A 14,687-nucleotide genomic window follows, 5' to 3' on the forward strand; every position below is an offset into this window, starting at 1 on the left:
CCAGGCCGTCTATCACGCATTGGAGACGGCGACGAGGCGCGCGAGGGTCGCCCGCGCGGCGCCGGAATCGATCGCCGCTTGCGCCCGCGCGACGCCCTCGGCGAGCGAGCCGGCGGCCCCCGCCACGACGAGGCCGGCGCCCGCGTTCAGCACGGCGATATCGCGGTAGGCGTTGCGGGCGCCCTCCAGCACGGCGCCGAGCGCGGCCGCGTTGTGCTCGGGGTCCCCTCCGCGCAGGTCGTCGAGGGTCGCGAGCGGCAGCCCGACCTCCCGCGGATCGATGGTGAAGCGCGAGAGCGCGCCGTCCTCCAGCGCGACCACCGCGGTCGGGCCGGTGGTGGTGATCTCGTCGAGCCCGTCCGAGCCGTGCACGGTCCAGACCCGGCGGCTGCCCAGCGTCGCCAGCACCCGCGTCAGCGGCTCGGCCCAGGCGGGCCGCGAGACGCCGAACACCTGCGCGGTGACGCCCGCCGGGTTCGAGAGCGGCCCGAGCATGTTGAAGATGGTGCGGAACGGCAGTTCGGTCCGCACCGGCGCGACGTGGCGCATGGCGCCGTGATGCGTCTGCGCGAACATGAAGCAGAGGCCGGCCTCCGACAGGCAGCGCGCCAGGGCCTCGGGCGGCAGGCCGATCTTCACGCCGAGCGCGGCGAGCACGTCGGCGGCGCCGGAGCGGGAGGTGGCGGCGCGGTTGCCGTGCTTGGCCACCGGCACGCCGCAGGCGGCGGTGAGGAGCGCCGCCAGCGTCGAGACGTTGTAGCTGCCCGAATGGTCGCCCCCGGTGCCGACGATGTCGATGGCCCCCTCGGGCGCCGCCACGGGCAGCATCCGCGCCCGCATCGCCGAGACCGCGCCGACGATCTCGTCCTCGCTCTCGCCCCGCACCGACAGGGCGGTGAGGAAGGCGCCGGCCTGGATCGGCGTGACCTCGCCGGAGAGCAGGTCGTCGAAGGCGGCGCGGGCCTGGTCGCGGCTCAGCGGGGCACCGGACGCGACGGCTGCGAGGTGGGTCTTGAAGGCGTCCATCAGGATCGTGGCTCTGTTCGAGCCCTCTCCCCTCCGCGGGAGAGGGTGGCCCCCGAAAGGGGTCGGGTGAGGGGAGCGCCGCTTCCGGAAAGACCTGAGCCGGCCCCTCTCCCGCCTCGCATCCGCGAGGCACCCGCCCCCGCGGAGGGGGGAGGGGGAGGTCGCCCGTCAATGCACGGCGCGGCCGCCCTTGTCACGCTCGGGGCGCGGACTCCTTCCGCCACGCGGCGGCGATGTCGAGGAAGTTGCGCAGGATCTGCGTGCCGTGGTTCGAGAGGATGCTCTCGGGGTGGAACTGCACGCCGTGGACCGGCAGTTCGCGGTGCTGCAATCCCATGATCAGCCCGTCGGCCTCGGCGGTGACCGCGAGATCGTCCGGGCAGCTCGCGCGATCCACCACCAGGGAGTGGTAGCGGGTGGCCGAGAACCCCTCGTTGATGCCGCGAAACACGCCCTTCGCCTCGTGGCGGATGGTCGAGACCTTGCCGTGCATGGGGGAGGGCGCGCGCACCACGTCGCCGCCATAGGCCTGCCCGATGGTCTGGAGGCCGAGGCAGACGCCGAAGATCGGGATCTCGGAGCCCAATTCCCGCACCGCGTCGAGGCAGATGCCGGCCTCGTTCGGGGTGCAGGGCCCCGGCGAGAGCACGAGCGCGTCCGGCGCCCGCGCGCGGATGCCGGCGACGTCGATCTGATCGTTGCGCACCACGTCGATCCGCCCGCAGAGCGGGCCGATCAGGTGGACGAGATTCCAGGTGAAGGAATCGTAGTTGTCGATGACGAGGACGTTTGACATCGAACTCAGCCGTGACGCGAGAATCCCATCCACTCCCTCATCCTGAGGTGCCGCGGAGCGGCCTCGAAGGATCTTCCAGCGATCGCGCGGAATCTGGAGGATCCTTCGAGGCCGACGCTCCGCGCCGGCACCTCAGGATGGGGACGTGACTTGGATGGACCTTTCCGAAGGGGTGGCGAGCAGCGGCCGGCAAGTCAAGGCGGCGTGAGCGCGCCGCCTACTGCCCCCGCTTCGCCCGGCTCGCGAACTGCACCGCATCCTCCGCCGCGCGGAACAGGGCCTTGGCCTTGTTCACGCATTCCTGCTGCTCGGAAGCGGGATCGGAATCGTAGACGATGCCGGCGCCCGCCTGCACGTGCATGCGGCCATCCTTCACGATGGCCGTGCGCAGGACGATGCAGGTGTCCATCTCGCCGCGCGCGCCGAAATAGCCGATGCAGCCGCCGTAGGGCCCGCGCTTCTCGCGCTCCAGTTCGTCGATGATCTCCATCGCCCGCACCTTCGGCGCGCCGGAGACCGTGCCGGCGGGAAAGCCCGCCGAGAGCGCCGAGAGCGGGTCGTGGCTCGGGTCGAGGTCGCCCTCGACGTTCGAGACGATGTGCATGACCTGGGAATAGTACTCGAGGAAGAACGAGTCGGTGACGGTGACGCTGCCGATCTTCGAGACGCGGCCGACATCGTTGCGGCCGAGGTCCAGGAGCATCAGGTGCTCCGAGCGCTCCTTCGGGTCGGCCAGGAGCTCGTCGGCGAGCGCCCGGTCCTCGGCGGGGGTGGCGCCGCGCCGCCGCGTGCCGGCGATCGGGCGGATCGTTACCTTGCCCTCGCGCACCCGCACGAGGATCTCAGGCGACGAGCAGACCACCTGGAACGCCTCGAAATCGAGGTAGCACAGGAACGGCGCCGGGTTGGTGCGGCGAAGGCTGCGGTAGAGCGCGAAGGCCGGCAGGGTGAAGGGCGCCTCGAAGCGCTGCGACAGCACCACCTGGAAGATGTCGCCGGCGACGATGTACTCCTTGGCCTTGGCTACCATACCCAGAAATTCATCCGGCTCGGTGTTCGAGACCGGAGAGGGCAGGGGAAGGCTCGACGCGTCCAGGCGCGCCTCGACCGGCAGCGGGCCTTCCAGCGCCTCCGCCACCCGGTCGAGCCGGGCCTGCGCCGCTTCGAGGGCGGCGCGGGCGCTCACGCCCGCGGCCGGGCGCACGGGGGTGACGACGGTGAGCGCGTCGGCCACCGCGTCGAACACCACCATCACCCGCGGGCGGATCAGGATCGCGTCCGGCACGCCGAGCGGATCGGGATTGGGCTCCGGCAGCCGCTCCATGGCGCGGACCATGTCGTAGCCGAGATAGCCGAACAGACCCGCCGCCATCGGCGGCAGCGCGGCGCTCTCGGCGTCGTCGCCGACGGCGCTCTCGGCGATCAGCGCCCGCAGCGAGGCGAGCGGCGCCCGCTCGTCCGGCACGAAGTCGGAGAGGCCCGCGTCGCGGGCGATCGCCGGGCGGCCGTCGCGGCAGCGCCAGATCAGGTCGGGGTCGAGCCCGATCATCGAGTAGCGCCCGCGCACCGCGCCGCCCTCGACCGATTCGAGCAGGAAGCCGGGGCCGGCATGCGTCGCCTTCAGCTTGAGGAAGGCGGCAACCGGCGTCTCCAGATCGGCCACCAGGGTCAGGCCGAGCAGGCTCGCCCGTCCGGCCTCGTAGGCGCGCGTCGCCGCCTCGTGCGCAGGCTCGCTCATGAGGGGCCTCAGTACTCGCCGCCCAGCGCCCGCCGCAGGGCGGTCTGATTGACGCTGACGCCCGCGCTCTTCTGCACCTCGGCGATGAACTCGCCGAGCAGGTCGTCGGCGAGCGCGGTGCGCAGCGAGGTCACGAGTTGCGTATCGCTCGGCGTACCGGCGACGAAGGCCGGCACCGTCGCGGCGGTGACCTTGAACACCGCGCGGCCCTCGCCGGAGGGCGCGGAGGCGGCCTTGCCGACCGGCGTCGTGAAGATGCGCTCGACGATCTCCGCCGAGAGGTCGTCCTTGGTCTGGTTGCGGGCGATGTCGGCGACGGCCTTCAGCGGCACGCCCGCCTCCTGCGCCACGGTCTCGATCGCCTCGCCCTTGTCCAGGCGCTCGGCCAGCTCCTTGGACTTCGCCACGAGGCGCTTCTCGACTTCGGCCCTGGTCCAGCCCTTCACCGCCTCGTCGCGCACCTCCTCGAGCGGCTTCTCGTGCGACGGGTCGATCTTGACGACGTCGTACCAGATCGCGCCGCCGTTCTTGGTGCGCAAAGCCTCGGTGTCGTTGCTGACATCGGCCCGGAAGGCGGCCGGCAGCGTGGTCTCCTTGTCCGGAATGCCCTCGACCGGCTTGCCGGAGGGATCGTTGCCCTGGGCATCGACCGCCGGGATGGTGAGCAGCGTCAGGCCCTGGTCCTTGGCGATCTCGGCCAGCGGCTTGGCGGACGAGCGGGCGTCCTCGATCGCGTCCTGCACCTTGTCGAAGCCGCCGTCGCGCACCCGGCGCAGCGCGATCTCCCTGCGGATCTCGTCCTTCACCTCGTCGAACGGCTTGACCGTGCCGGGCTCGACCGCCGTGACGCGCAGGAGCACGGTGCCGAAGCGGCCCTTCACCGGCTCGCTCACCTGGCCCTGCTCCAGGGCGAAGGCGGCGTTGCCCACCGCCGGGTCGAACAGCTCCGCCCTGGTCAGGGTGCCGAGATCGAGCTGCTTCGGGTCAAGCCCGCGCTCCGCGGCGACCGCCTCGAACGGCGTCTGCCCGCTCTCGATCTTGGCGCGCGCCTCTCGTGCCGCGGCCTCGTCGGGGAAGCTGATCTGCTGGATGGTGCGCCGCTCCGCCTTGCCGAACCGGCTGTGGTTGGCGTCGTAGACCTTGCGCGCCTCCTCGTCGGACACCGCGTCGGGCTTGGCGAGGGCGGCAGGGTCGAGCACCAGCAGGTTGAGGCTGCGATATTCCGGGGCGCGGAAGGAGGCCTTGTTGTTGTCGTAGTAGGCCTTGAGCTCCTCGTCGGTCGGGGCCGGGATCTCGCCCGCGACGGAGGGGGCCAGCGTCAGCACGGCGGCCTCGCGGCGCTCGGTGGCGTAGCGGTGCACCGCCTCGCGCATGGCCTGCGGCACCGGCGGTTCGGCGACGATGGCGTCGGCGAGCTGCAGGCGGGCGATGACGGAGCGCTGCTCGCGCACGAACATCGCCTCGTTCAGGCCCGCCCGCTGGAGCGTCTGGAAGAACAGGGTCCGGTCGAAGCTGCCGTTGGCGTTCTTGAAGCTCGGCTCCTCCTGGATCGCCCGCAGCACCGCCGCGTCGGAGACGGCGAGTCCGAGATCCCGGGTCTTCTGATCGAGCGCCGCCTCGGTGATGAGCTGGGCCAGCACCTGCCGCTCCAGGCCCATCGCCCGCGCCTGGTCCGGCGTCAGCGTCCGCTTGAGCTGGGCCTGATAGCGTTGGAGCTGGTTCTGGTAGGCGGTGCGCACCTCCTCGGCCGAGATCGCCGTGTTGCCCACCGTGGCGACGGACGTGTTCGATCCGCCGCGGAAGAACTCCTCCACGCCGAAGATCGCCACGCCCGCGATCAGGAAGGTGAAGATCACCGTCAGCACGACCTTGCCGAGCCAATGCTGGCTGGCACTGCGAATGGACTGGAGCATCGGACGCCCGGGCCTAGATCTCTCGAAACGCCCCGCCCGCGCGGGCGGGGACCACATGTGAGCCCCGCGATAGACGATCGGGGCGGCGGCGCAAAGGGCATGTCTGTTGCCTGCCCGAACGGGAGCGGGATGGCCGCAAAGGTTGTTTGCGCGCCTAAGCTTGCTCTGCTAGGTCCGCCCACACGCCGAAGACCTTGGATCGAGAGACGGAGAACCGGGACGCCATGGCAAGCGAGGGACGCCGTCCGCTGGTTGCCGGCAACTGGAAGATGAACGGCCTGCGCTCCTCGGTCCCCACCGTCGAGGCGATCCGCGACGGGCTCTCGCCCGCGCTCTCCGAGAAGATCGACGTGCTGATCTGCCCGCCCGCGACGCTGATCTCCTCCTGCGTGGCGGCGGCCTACGGCTCGCCCATCGCCATCGGCGGCCAGAACCTCCATGCCCGCCCGAGCGGCGCCTTCACCGGCTCGATCTCGGCGGAGATGTTCGCCGACCTCGGCGCAACCTACGTGATCGTCGGCCATTCCGAGCGGCGCGCCTACCATTACGAGACCGATGACGGCGTCCACGCCAAGGCGCTCGGCGCCCGCCGCGCCGGCCTGCGCGGCATCATCTGCGTCGGCGAGACCATGGAGGAGCGCCAGCAGGGCCGGGCGCTCGACATCGTGCGCGCGCAGCTCGCCATCGGCCTGCCGAAGGGCGCGACCGGTGACGACACGGTGATCGCCTACGAGCCGGTCTGGGCGATCGGCTCGGGCCGCACGCCGACGGCGAAGGAGATCGCCGAGGTCCACGCGTCCCTGCGCGAGATGCTCGACAAGCTCGCCGGCGAGGAGGCGCACAAGATCCGCATCCTCTACGGCGGCTCGGTGAAGCCCTCGAACGCCCGCGAGCTGATGGCGGTGGAGAACGTCGACGGCGCCCTCGTCGGCGGCGCCAGCCTCGTGGCGGAGGACTTTCTGGGGATCTGCCGCGCCTACGAGGCGTAGGGCGGCTCCGGAGCGCGGAAGCTCGCCTGCATTCACGACGAGGAGAGCTTGCCGGTCCGGCGCCACGGCCGCGAGGATCGATCCGCCCTCAGTCCCGGCGGGCCGGCGCCTTCGACACGGCTTCCTTGGTCCGCTCGATCATCGAGAGCACCGCGACGTAGAACGCCTGCTGCAGCGGACTCATGCCGTCTGGGCGGATCCGGTCGGAGAGGGCGGCCTGCACGTCGTCCATCGCCTTGGCCCGTCCGGCCGGATCGGGCCGCTCCAGGGCGATCCGCAGGAGATCGCTCTGGACCGCGGCCATCTCCTCGCGGTCGGCCCGGTCGATGAAGGCGGCGAGCCGCCCGGCTTCGTGCTGAAAATCGCTCATCCCCGACTCCTCGCACGGGCCGTGCCCTCATGACCATGCTCGCCCGGCGTTTTTCGGGGCGCCCGGTCTCGGCGTTCTGCTGGCGGCCCTGCTCGACACCCCGGCGCGACCGATGCCGCGCCGGGCGTTTGTCCCGCCCCGACGCGCGAAGCCCGGTTGGCTCGGGTGGGCAAACGGTGTAGGAGCCCCCACTTCGTGCAGCGGATACGCGGGCGCGCCGCTTTGGCGCGCGCTCCTGTTCGGCACACCGACAGCGTCCGCGCGAGCGGGCACCGGAATCGCTATGCAGACCGTCCTCATCGTCGTCCACCTCATCATCGTGCTGGCGCTCATCGCCGTGGTGCTGCTGCAGCGCTCGGAGGGCGGGCTCGGGCTCGGCGGCGGCGGAAGCGGCGGCGTCTCCGGCTTCATGACCGGACGCGGCCAGGCCAACGCGCTCACCCGCGCCACCGCGATCCTCGCGGCCCTGTTCTTCACCACCAGCATCGCGCTCGCGATCATGGCGCACCGCAGCGCCGCGCCCCGCTCGATCCTCGACGAGGCCGGGACGCCGCCCGGCCAGACGCGGCAGACCGACAAGCCGGTGAACGCCGACAACCTCCTCGACACGCTGCGCGGCGGCGGCGCAGGTCAGGCCGGGCAGCCCGCCTCGGTGCCGACCGACGCCCCGGCCAAGCCGGCGACGCCCGCCCCCGCACCCGCCCAGAGTGCGCCGGCCGCCCCGGCAACTCCCGAGGCGCCGCAGTCGCGCTGACGCCACGGCGCGGCTATACCGCACCGTCCGCGGATAAGACCCTTGCGGCCGGCGCATCGGCCGCGGGGATGGAAAAGACGAATTCCTCAACGGCATGAGGGGCGTGGCCCCGTGCCGCCTCCCGCGTGGCCGGCGGGGTGCGGCAACCGTTGCGGTTTGGCGAATCGCTTGAGCCCCTTTATGGACCAAAGCCCATGACGCGGTACGTTTTCATCACCGGCGGCGTGGTTTCCTCCCTCGGCAAGGGTCTCGCCTCGGCGGCGCTCGCCGCCCTGCTCCAGGCCCGCGGCTACCGCGTCCGCCTGCGCAAGCTCGACCCCTATCTCAACGTCGATCCGGGCACGATGAGCCCGACGCAGCACGGCGAGGTCTTCGTCACCGACGACGGCGCCGAGACCGATCTGGATCTGGGCCATTACGAGCGCTTCACCGGCCTGCCGGCGTCCCGCGCCGACAACGTGACCACGGGGCGGATCTACCTCGACATCATCACCAAGGAGCGGCGCGGCGACTATCTCGGCGCCACGATCCAGGTGATCCCGCACGTCACCAACGCCATCAAGGCGTTCGTCCTCGACGGCAACGACGATTACGACTTCGTGCTCGTCGAGATCGGCGGCACCGTCGGCGACATCGAGGGCCTGCCCTTCTTCGAGGCGATCCGCCAGATCGGCCAGGAGCGCCCCCGCGGCAGCGTCTGCTACCTGCACCTGACGCTGCTGCCCTACATCCCCTCCGCCGGCGAACTGAAGACCAAGCCGACGCAGCACTCCGTCAAGGAGCTGCGCTCCATCGGCATCCAGCCCGACATCCTGCTCTGCCGCTGCGACCGGCCGATCCCGATCGAGGAGCGGCGCAAGCTCGGCCTGTTCTGCAACGTGCGGGAGAGCGCGGTCATCGAGGCGCTCGACGTCGACACGATCTACGCCGTGCCGCTCTCCTACCGCGAGGCCGGCCTCGACCGCGAGATCCTAGCGCATTTCGGGATGGAGCCGCCCGAGGAGCCGCGGCTGGAGCAGTGGCAGAAGATCCTCGAGCGGGTGCGCAACCCCGAGGGCGAGGTCACCATCGCCATCGTCGGCAAGTACACGGGCCTGAAGGACGCCTACAAGTCGCTCACCGAGGCGCTGACCCACGGCGGCATCGCCAACAACGTCCGCGTCAACCTCGAATGGATCGAGGCGGAGGTGTTCGAGCGCGAGGACCCGGCGCCGTTCCTGGAGGGCCTGCACGGCATCCTCGTGCCCGGCGGCTTCGGCCAGCGCGGCGCGGAGGGCAAGATCCGCGCGGCCCGCTACGCCCGCGAGCGCAACATCCCTTATTTCGGCATCTGCTTCGGCATGCAGATGGCGGTGATCGAGGCGGCGCGCTCGCTCGCCGGCATCGCGGACGCCAACTCCACCGAGTTCGGCGAGACCAAGGAGCCCGTGGTCGGCCTCCTCACCGAGTGGATGCGCGGCAACGAGCTGGAGCGGCGCGCGGCCGAGAGCGATCTGGGCGGCACCATGCGGCTCGGCGCCTACAAGGCGACGCTCCGCCCGGAGACCAAGATCGCCCAGATGTACGGCGACACCGAGATCTCGGAGCGCCACCGGCACCGCTACGAGGTCAACATGGCCTATCGCGAGTGCCTGGAGGCCAAGGGCCTGCGCTTCTCCGGCACCTCGCCGGACGGGCTCCTGCCCGAGACGGTTGAACACGAGGGCCACCCGTGGTTCATCGGCGTGCAATTCCATCCGGAGCTGAAGTCGCGCCCCTTCGAGCCACACCCGCTGTTCAAAGGCTTCATCGCCGCCGCGATTGATCAGAGCCGGCTGGTCTGAACCGAAGAAGGAAGCACGGTTGACGACGATCTCGGGCCTTCCGGCCTTCCTCGCCTACTTCGTCGTCTCCCTCGGGCTCACCGCCCTCTACCTCGCGACCTATCTCACCGCGACGGCGCACCGGGAGATCGCCCTGGTGCGCGAGGGCAACCTCGCCGCCGCCCTGGCGCTCGGCGGCAGCCTGCTCGGCTACTCGATCCCACTCTCGGCGGCCGTGCGCTACGCCGGCTCGCTCCTCGACTGCATCGTCTGGGGGCTCGTCGCCCTCGTGATACAGGTCGCGATCTACTGGCTGATGCGGCCGCTGCTGCCGAACCTGTCGCGACGGATCGACGAGGGCCAGACCGCGCCCGCCGTGCTGCTCGGGGCCGCCTCCCTGGCGGGCGGCCTCGTGAACGCCGCCTGCATGAGCTACTGACGCCGTGGCGGACGACCGCGAGTCCCGGTCCGAGTTCGGCCGGCGCAAGCCGGTCGAGCCGGCACCGGCCGTGACACCGCCCGACAGGGCCGCGAGCAAGCGCTCCCAGACCGTCTCCACGGTGCTGGTGGCGAGTGCGGGTCTCGCCGCGCTGGGCCTCGGCAGCCTCGACCGGACCGCGCCGTCGCGAGACGTCCTCGTCTACATCGATGCGGCGGCCTGCGCCGCCGACGGCATCCGCCCGGCCGACGAGTGCCGCAGCGACTATGCCACCGCCCGCGCGGCCTACCCTTCGACCGCGCCGCATTACGGCACCGTGACGGAGTGCGAGGGGCATCACGGCGCGTCCCACTGCCTGACGGATCCGACTGCGCCGTCGCAATTCGTGCCGCGCATGGCCGGCTTCCTGCTCGGTCGCCGCGCCTCCGACTGGGTCACACCCGAACCCGTCTACGAGCACCGCCAGGGCCACGGCGGTCATCACGGCAGCTACTGCACCGGGTCGGGCGGCAAGGTCTCGACCGGGAGCGGGGGCCACGCCGCCTCGGGCACGCTCAAATCGGCGGCCGGACAGCCGACCAAGTTCGGCGGCTTTGGCGGCAGCGGCAAGAGCTTCTCCTCCTTCGGCGGCACCTGATGCGCCGCCTCGCCTGCGGGGAACGGCCGGGCTGGCGGGCCATCGCGCGCGACGCGGGCTTCGCCTTCCACACCATCGACGGCGCGCCCTACTGGGACGAGAGCCACGCCTACGCCTTCACCCTCGCCGAGATCGAGGAGGCGATCGAGGGGCCGAGCGGGGAGCTGCACGCGCTCTGCCTCGCCTTCGCCGCCGAGGCGGTGGAGGACGAGCGCATCCTCGCCTCGCTCGCCATCCCCGAACCGGCCTGGGACACGGTGCGGACGAGCTGGCGCCGGGGCGATCCGAGCCTCTACGGGCGCCTCGACTTCTCCTACGGCGGGACGGGACCGGCCAAGCTCCTCGAATACAACGCCGACACGCCGACCGCCCTCTACGAGACCGCCGTGTTCCAGTGGCTCTGGCTCGAACAGGGGCTGGAGGACGGGCGCCTGGCCCCGGGCAGCGACCAGTTCAACGCGGTCCACGAGCGGCTGATCGCCCGCCTTTCCGAGATCGCGCCGCCGGACCTGTTCGCCTTCGCCGCCGATGCGAGCGGACCGGAGGACCTCGGCACCGCCGGCTACCTGCAGGACTGCGCCGTGCAGGCCGGCTGCGACACCATCCTTCTCGACCTCGCCCAGATCGGCCTGCGCGCGGACGGCGCCTTCTGCGGGCCGGACGAGCGGCCCTTCGCCGCCCTGTTCAAGCTCTACCCCTGGGAATGGGCGTTCCGGGACGCGTTCGGCCCGGCGGTCGCGGCCTCGCCGACGCGCTTCCTCGAACCGCCCTGGAAGATGGTGCTCTCGAACAAGGGCCTGCTCGCCCATCTCTGGGCGCGCGAGCCCGGCCACCCGAACCTGCTGCCGGCCTATTTCGAGGGCGACCCCGCCTGCGTGGGCCTAGGCGCCTGCGTGCGCAAGCCGCTGCTCTCGCGCGAGGGCGCCAACGTCGAGATCTTTTCGGGGGAGGGGGTGCGCCTCGCCGGGGAGGCGGGTCCCTACGGCGCGGAGGGGTTCATCCGGCAGGGCTTGGCAGACTTGCCGGATTTCGACGGCCGCCGGCCGCTCGTGGGCTCCTGGATCATCGGGGATGCGCCATCCGGCCTCTGCATCCGCGAGTCGGACGGGCCGATCACCGGCGACGGCGCCCTGTTCGTGCCGCACCTGATCGAGCAGGCCTGATCGCCCACGAAAAAGGGGCCGGACAGGATCCGGCCCCTCCCGTCGCGGGATGCGTCCGGCTCAGCGGCCGGCGGCGCTGTTGCCGCCCCCGGCGCTGCCCGCGCCGCCGCCCATGGTGCCGCCGGTGGTCGAGCCCTTCGCAGCTCCGGGCGCCATGGTGCCCGTCGAGCCGGTGGTCGCCCCGGCGCCACCGCCCGTCGTCGGCCGCATGCTGTCGCCGGTGTTGTTCCGCATGGGGCTGGCGCCGTCGGTGGTGCCGCCGGTCCCGCCCTTGCCGGTGCTCGACTGGGCGAGCGCCGCCCCGGAGACGGCGAGCGTCAGCGCGGCGGCCAGAGCGATGGTTTTGGTCGGCATGGTGCGTTCCTTCCCTGATTGCGAATCGTGGAAGACGAACCCGCCGCCCCCAGCATGGTTCAGCGCCAATTCGTCGCCCCGGCCGCGCCGGGCCGGATCGGTGCGGCCGCGACGCTGCGTCCGCCCTGCCGAAACGCCGCCGGACCCTATATGCAGCGATGCCGTGACCGAGATCCTGTTCTACCACCTTCAGCGCCAGCCCCTCGAGAAGGTGCTGCCGAGCCTCGTCGAGAAGTCGCTCGAACGCGGCTGGCAGGCGGCCATCCAGGCGGTGAGCGAGGAGCGGCTCCAGGCGCTCGACGACGGCCTCTGGACCTACACCGACGAGAGCTTCCTGCCGCACGGCACGGACCGCGACACGGATGCCGCGACGCAGCCCGTGGTCCTGACCCTGCGGGAGACCAACCCTAACGCCGCCTCGATCCGCTTTCTCGTGGAGGGCGCCGAGCTGCCCGAGGACGCGGGGAGCTACCAGCGCATCTGCATCCTGTTCGACGGCACCGACACCGACGCGCTGCTCCACGCCCGCGAGCAGTGGCGCGGCGCCAAGGCCGCCGGCCACGCCGTCGCCTACTGGCAGCAGGACGAGAGCGGACGCTGGACCAAGAAGGCGTGAGACCCGTGCGCCGTCCGACGGCGAGGCGCGACCAACCGGCCGAGGATCCCGAGAGACCGATGACGCAACCCTTGCCTCACCCATCCCGGACCGCGACGGCCCGGCTCTGCCTCGCCGGCCTCCTCTCCCTCGCCGTCGGGCTTGGACCGCTGCCGGCGCTCGCCCAGCACGGCCCTTCGCAGGGCGAGGGACCGAGTCAGGCGCAGGGACGGGGGCAGGCCCAGCCGCGCAAGGCGCCGGAAGGGCGGCGCCTGCCGCCGGACGCCACCACCGAGCACAGCGTCGGCCTGCCGAACGGGCGCACGCTCGCCTTCACCGCCACCGCCGGCAGCCTCGCCTTGGTCGACGAGGAGGGCAAGCTCCAGTCCGAGATCGCCTTCATCGCCTACTCCAAGGCGGGCAAGCCGGAGGAGGCCGCCGCCCGGCCGATCACCTTCGGGGTCAATGGCGGGCCGGGCGCGGCCTCGGCCTATCTCAATATCGGCGCGATCGGCCCCTGGCGCCTGCCGACCGACGGCGCCTCGATCAGCCCGTCGCAGACGATCGCGCTCCAGCCGAACCCGGCGACCTGGCTCGACTTCACCGATCTCGTCTTCATCGATCCCGTCGGCACCGGCTACAGCCGGGCCGCGGACGGCGACGGCAAGAAGTACTGGAGCGTCGATGCCGACGCCTCGGTGCTGGCCGCGGCGATCGCCCGTTACCTGCGCCAGAACGACCGCCTCGCCTCGCCGAAATTCTTCGTCGGCGAGAGCTACGGCGGCTTCCGTGGGCCGCTGATCGCGCAGAAGCTGCAGCAGGATGTGGGCGTCGGCCTCTCGGGCCTCGTGCTCCTCTCCCCCGTGCTCGACTTCGCGTGGCTGCAGCCCTCGCGCACCACGCCGTGGGGGTTCGTGACCAAGCTGCCCTCGTTCGCCGCCGCCGCCCTGGAACGGGCGGGCACGCCGCCGAGCCGTGAGCTCATGAAGGAGGCCGAGGCCTACGCCGCCGGCCCCTATCTGACCGACCTCCTGAAGGGCCCGTCCGACCGGGAGGCCGTGGCGCGGCTCTCGGAGAGGGTCGCGGCGCTGACCGGCCTCGATCCGGAGACCGTGCGGCGTCAGGCCGGGCGGCTCACCACCCACAGCTACCAGCGCGAGGTCGGCCGCGACGCCGGCCGGGTCGCCTCGGCCTACGACACCGGCGTGACCGGCTGGGACCCGGATCCGACCGCCCCGCAATCCGGCTTCGAGGACCCGGTGCTCGACGCGCTGCAGGCGCCGCTGACCACCGCCATGGTGCAGCTCTACCAGGGCCGCCTGAACTGGCGCGTCGAGAACATGCGCTACGAACTGCTCAACGGCGCGGTCAACCGCGGCTGGAACTGGGGCACGGGCCGCTCGGCGCCGGAGGCCATGGGGGCCCTCAAGGACGTGCTGGCGCTCGACGGCCGGGTGCGGGTGCTCGTCGTCCACGGCTTCACCGATCTCGTGACGCCCTACTTCACCTCGAAGCTGCTCCTCGACCAGATGCCGGTCTACGGCTCGGCCGACCGGCTCAAGCTCGCGGTTTATCCCGGCGGCCACATGTTCTACACGCGGCCGGACTCGCGCAACGCCTTCCACGACGACGCCGCCGACCTGTTCGCCCGAGCGCTGGAAACCCGCTCCGACGGCAGCGCGAAGGGCGCGAACGCATCGGGCGACACCGTGCCGGAGAAGAGACCGACGCCTTGAGACGTGTACTGGCCATCCTGCCCGCCCTCCTGCTGGCGGGCTGCACCGGCGCGGAGCGCCGCGACCCGATCCAGCCGCCCCCTCCGCCGAGCGCGGTGCTGCCCGCCGTCCCGGCGGCGCCGGCCGCTTCGCTCGGCCCGGTGCTCGACGGGAACGGCGCCTGCACCGGAGCGGCGCCGGCGACGGCCACCGCGATCGCGACCGGGATCGGCGAGTGCGATCTCGTGCGCCTGAAGGGCCGGCCGCCCACCGACGTGCTGGTCGGCGAGGGCCGGGCCGGCCGCGAGGTGCAGGTGCTCTACACCGAGCCCGGTGCCAAGGAGCTGTATTTCTTCGTGAACAACCGCCTCGATCGCATCGTTCGTTAACGCGCGG

At 71.7% G+C, this 14,687-nt stretch carries 15 protein-coding genes; 9 read left to right on the forward strand and 6 right to left on the reverse strand.

From position 1 onward, the window contains the following. Positions 1-12: 12 nt before the first annotated feature. From trpD to ABS772_RS16620, 4 genes are all read right to left on the reverse strand, one after another. Positions 13-1,026 (reverse strand): anthranilate phosphoribosyltransferase, encoded by a 1,014-nt coding sequence (gene trpD / locus ABS772_RS16605; RefSeq protein WP_238256689.1) that lies wholly within the window; start codon positions 1,024-1,026, stop codon positions 13-15. A 193-nt stretch (positions 1,027-1,219) separates the two neighbouring features. Next, complete coding sequence (locus tag ABS772_RS16610) at positions 1,220-1,822, reverse strand: anthranilate synthase component II (protein ID WP_350395914.1); 603 nt, start codon at positions 1,820-1,822, stop codon at positions 1,220-1,222. Between the two features lie 217 nt (positions 1,823-2,039). After that, positions 2,040-3,560, reverse strand: coding sequence for an anthranilate synthase component I (gene trpE, locus ABS772_RS16615; protein ID WP_350395915.1), 1,521 nt, complete (start codon positions 3,558-3,560; stop codon positions 2,040-2,042). A gap of 8 nt (positions 3,561-3,568) precedes the next feature. Then, a complete protein-coding gene (locus ABS772_RS16620; protein WP_350395916.1) occupies positions 3,569-5,473 on the reverse strand; it encodes a peptidylprolyl isomerase in 1,905 nt (634 codons plus the stop codon). A 224-nt stretch (positions 5,474-5,697) separates the two neighbouring features. Here ABS772_RS16620 and tpiA point away from each other — a divergent pair, with 224 nt between their 5' ends. Continuing rightward, on the forward strand, positions 5,698-6,462 hold the full coding sequence (tpiA, locus tag ABS772_RS16625; RefSeq protein ID WP_350395917.1) for a triose-phosphate isomerase: 765 nt from the start codon (positions 5,698-5,700) through the stop codon (positions 6,460-6,462). 88 nt (positions 6,463-6,550) lie between these two features. On the opposite strand, the gene ABS772_RS16630 is transcribed toward tpiA, so the two are convergent. Beyond that, positions 6,551-6,832, reverse strand: coding sequence for a hypothetical protein (locus ABS772_RS16630; RefSeq protein WP_350395918.1), 282 nt, complete (start codon positions 6,830-6,832; stop codon positions 6,551-6,553). 283 nt (positions 6,833-7,115) lie between these two features. Between ABS772_RS16630 and secG the strand changes: the two genes are divergently transcribed. From secG to ABS772_RS16655, 5 genes are all read left to right on the forward strand, one after another. Then, positions 7,116-7,586 carry a preprotein translocase subunit SecG gene (secG, locus tag ABS772_RS16635; protein WP_350395919.1) on the forward strand — a complete coding sequence of 157 codons (471 nt, stop codon included), beginning with the start codon at positions 7,116-7,118 and terminating at the stop codon, positions 7,584-7,586. Positions 7,587-7,780: 194 nt separating this feature from the next. Then, on the forward strand, positions 7,781-9,409 hold the full coding sequence (locus tag ABS772_RS16640; RefSeq protein WP_350395920.1) for a CTP synthase: 1,629 nt from the start codon (positions 7,781-7,783) through the stop codon (positions 9,407-9,409). A 19-nt stretch (positions 9,410-9,428) separates the two neighbouring features. Further along, entirely contained in the window at positions 9,429-9,827 is a 399-nt protein-coding gene (locus tag ABS772_RS16645) for a DUF350 domain-containing protein (protein ID WP_350395921.1), read from the forward strand. A 4-nt stretch (positions 9,828-9,831) separates the two neighbouring features. Next, positions 9,832-10,464 (forward strand): DUF1190 domain-containing protein, encoded by a 633-nt coding sequence (locus tag ABS772_RS16650; protein WP_350395922.1) that lies wholly within the window; start codon positions 9,832-9,834, stop codon positions 10,462-10,464. Further along, the gene (locus ABS772_RS16655) at positions 10,464-11,627 is read left to right on the forward strand and encodes a glutathionylspermidine synthase family protein (protein ID WP_350395923.1); all 1,164 of its coding nucleotides are present in this window, start codon (positions 10,464-10,466) and stop codon (positions 11,625-11,627) included. Before ABS772_RS16650 ends, ABS772_RS16655 begins: the two co-directional genes overlap by 1 nt. A gap of 60 nt (positions 11,628-11,687) precedes the next feature. Here the strand turns inward: ABS772_RS16655 and ABS772_RS16660 are convergent, their stop codons facing one another. Beyond that, positions 11,688-11,981, reverse strand: a complete 294-nt coding sequence (locus ABS772_RS16660) for a hypothetical protein (protein WP_238256015.1) — start codon at positions 11,979-11,981, stop codon at positions 11,688-11,690. Between the two features lie 163 nt (positions 11,982-12,144). On the opposite strand from ABS772_RS16660, the gene ABS772_RS16665 reads away from it, so the two are divergent. From ABS772_RS16665 to ABS772_RS16675, 3 genes are read left to right on the forward strand one after another with little or no spacing between them, the layout of a single operon-like run. After that, on the forward strand, positions 12,145-12,597 hold the full coding sequence (locus ABS772_RS16665) for a DNA polymerase III subunit chi (protein ID WP_350395924.1): 453 nt from the start codon (positions 12,145-12,147) through the stop codon (positions 12,595-12,597). A gap of 59 nt (positions 12,598-12,656) precedes the next feature. Next, positions 12,657-14,312, forward strand: coding sequence for a S10 family peptidase (locus ABS772_RS16670; RefSeq protein ID WP_350395925.1), 1,656 nt, complete (start codon positions 12,657-12,659; stop codon positions 14,310-14,312). Next, positions 14,309-14,680 carry a hypothetical protein gene (locus ABS772_RS16675; RefSeq protein ID WP_350395926.1) on the forward strand — a complete coding sequence of 124 codons (372 nt, stop codon included), beginning with the start codon at positions 14,309-14,311 and terminating at the stop codon, positions 14,678-14,680. The genes ABS772_RS16670 and ABS772_RS16675 overlap by 4 nt, the downstream gene beginning before the upstream one ends. The last annotated feature ends 7 nt before the right edge of the window (positions 14,681-14,687 follow it).

This window comes from Methylorubrum podarium (assembly GCF_040270385.1).
Taxonomy (GTDB): domain Bacteria; phylum Pseudomonadota; class Alphaproteobacteria; order Rhizobiales; family Beijerinckiaceae; genus Methylobacterium; species Methylobacterium podarium.

Bases quoted from the DNA above. Each gene is read 5' to 3' on its own strand.
- trpD (WP_238256689.1), bottom strand. From the start codon at position 1,026: ATGGACGCCTTCAAGACCCACCTCGCAGCCGTCGCGTCCGGTGCCCCG.
- ABS772_RS16610 (WP_350395914.1), bottom strand. From the start codon at position 1,822: ATGTCAAACGTCCTCGTCATCGACAACTACGATTCCTTCACCTGGAAT.
- trpE (WP_350395915.1), bottom strand. From the start codon at position 3,560: ATGAGCGAGCCTGCGCACGAGGCGGCGACGCGCGCCTACGAGGCCGGA.
- ABS772_RS16620 (WP_350395916.1), bottom strand. From the start codon at position 5,473: ATGCTCCAGTCCATTCGCAGTGCCAGCCAGCATTGGCTCGGCAAGGTC.
- tpiA (WP_350395917.1), top strand. From the start codon at position 5,698: ATGGCAAGCGAGGGACGCCGTCCGCTGGTTGCCGGCAACTGGAAGATG.
- ABS772_RS16630 (WP_350395918.1), bottom strand. From the start codon at position 6,832: ATGAGCGATTTTCAGCACGAAGCCGGGCGGCTCGCCGCCTTCATCGAC.
- secG (WP_350395919.1), top strand. From the start codon at position 7,116: ATGCAGACCGTCCTCATCGTCGTCCACCTCATCATCGTGCTGGCGCTC.
- ABS772_RS16640 (WP_350395920.1), top strand. From the start codon at position 7,781: ATGACGCGGTACGTTTTCATCACCGGCGGCGTGGTTTCCTCCCTCGGC.
- ABS772_RS16655 (WP_350395923.1), top strand. From the start codon at position 10,464: ATGCGCCGCCTCGCCTGCGGGGAACGGCCGGGCTGGCGGGCCATCGCG.
- ABS772_RS16660 (WP_238256015.1), bottom strand. From the start codon at position 11,981: ATGCCGACCAAAACCATCGCTCTGGCCGCCGCGCTGACGCTCGCCGTC.
- ABS772_RS16670 (WP_350395925.1), top strand. From the start codon at position 12,657: ATGACGCAACCCTTGCCTCACCCATCCCGGACCGCGACGGCCCGGCTC.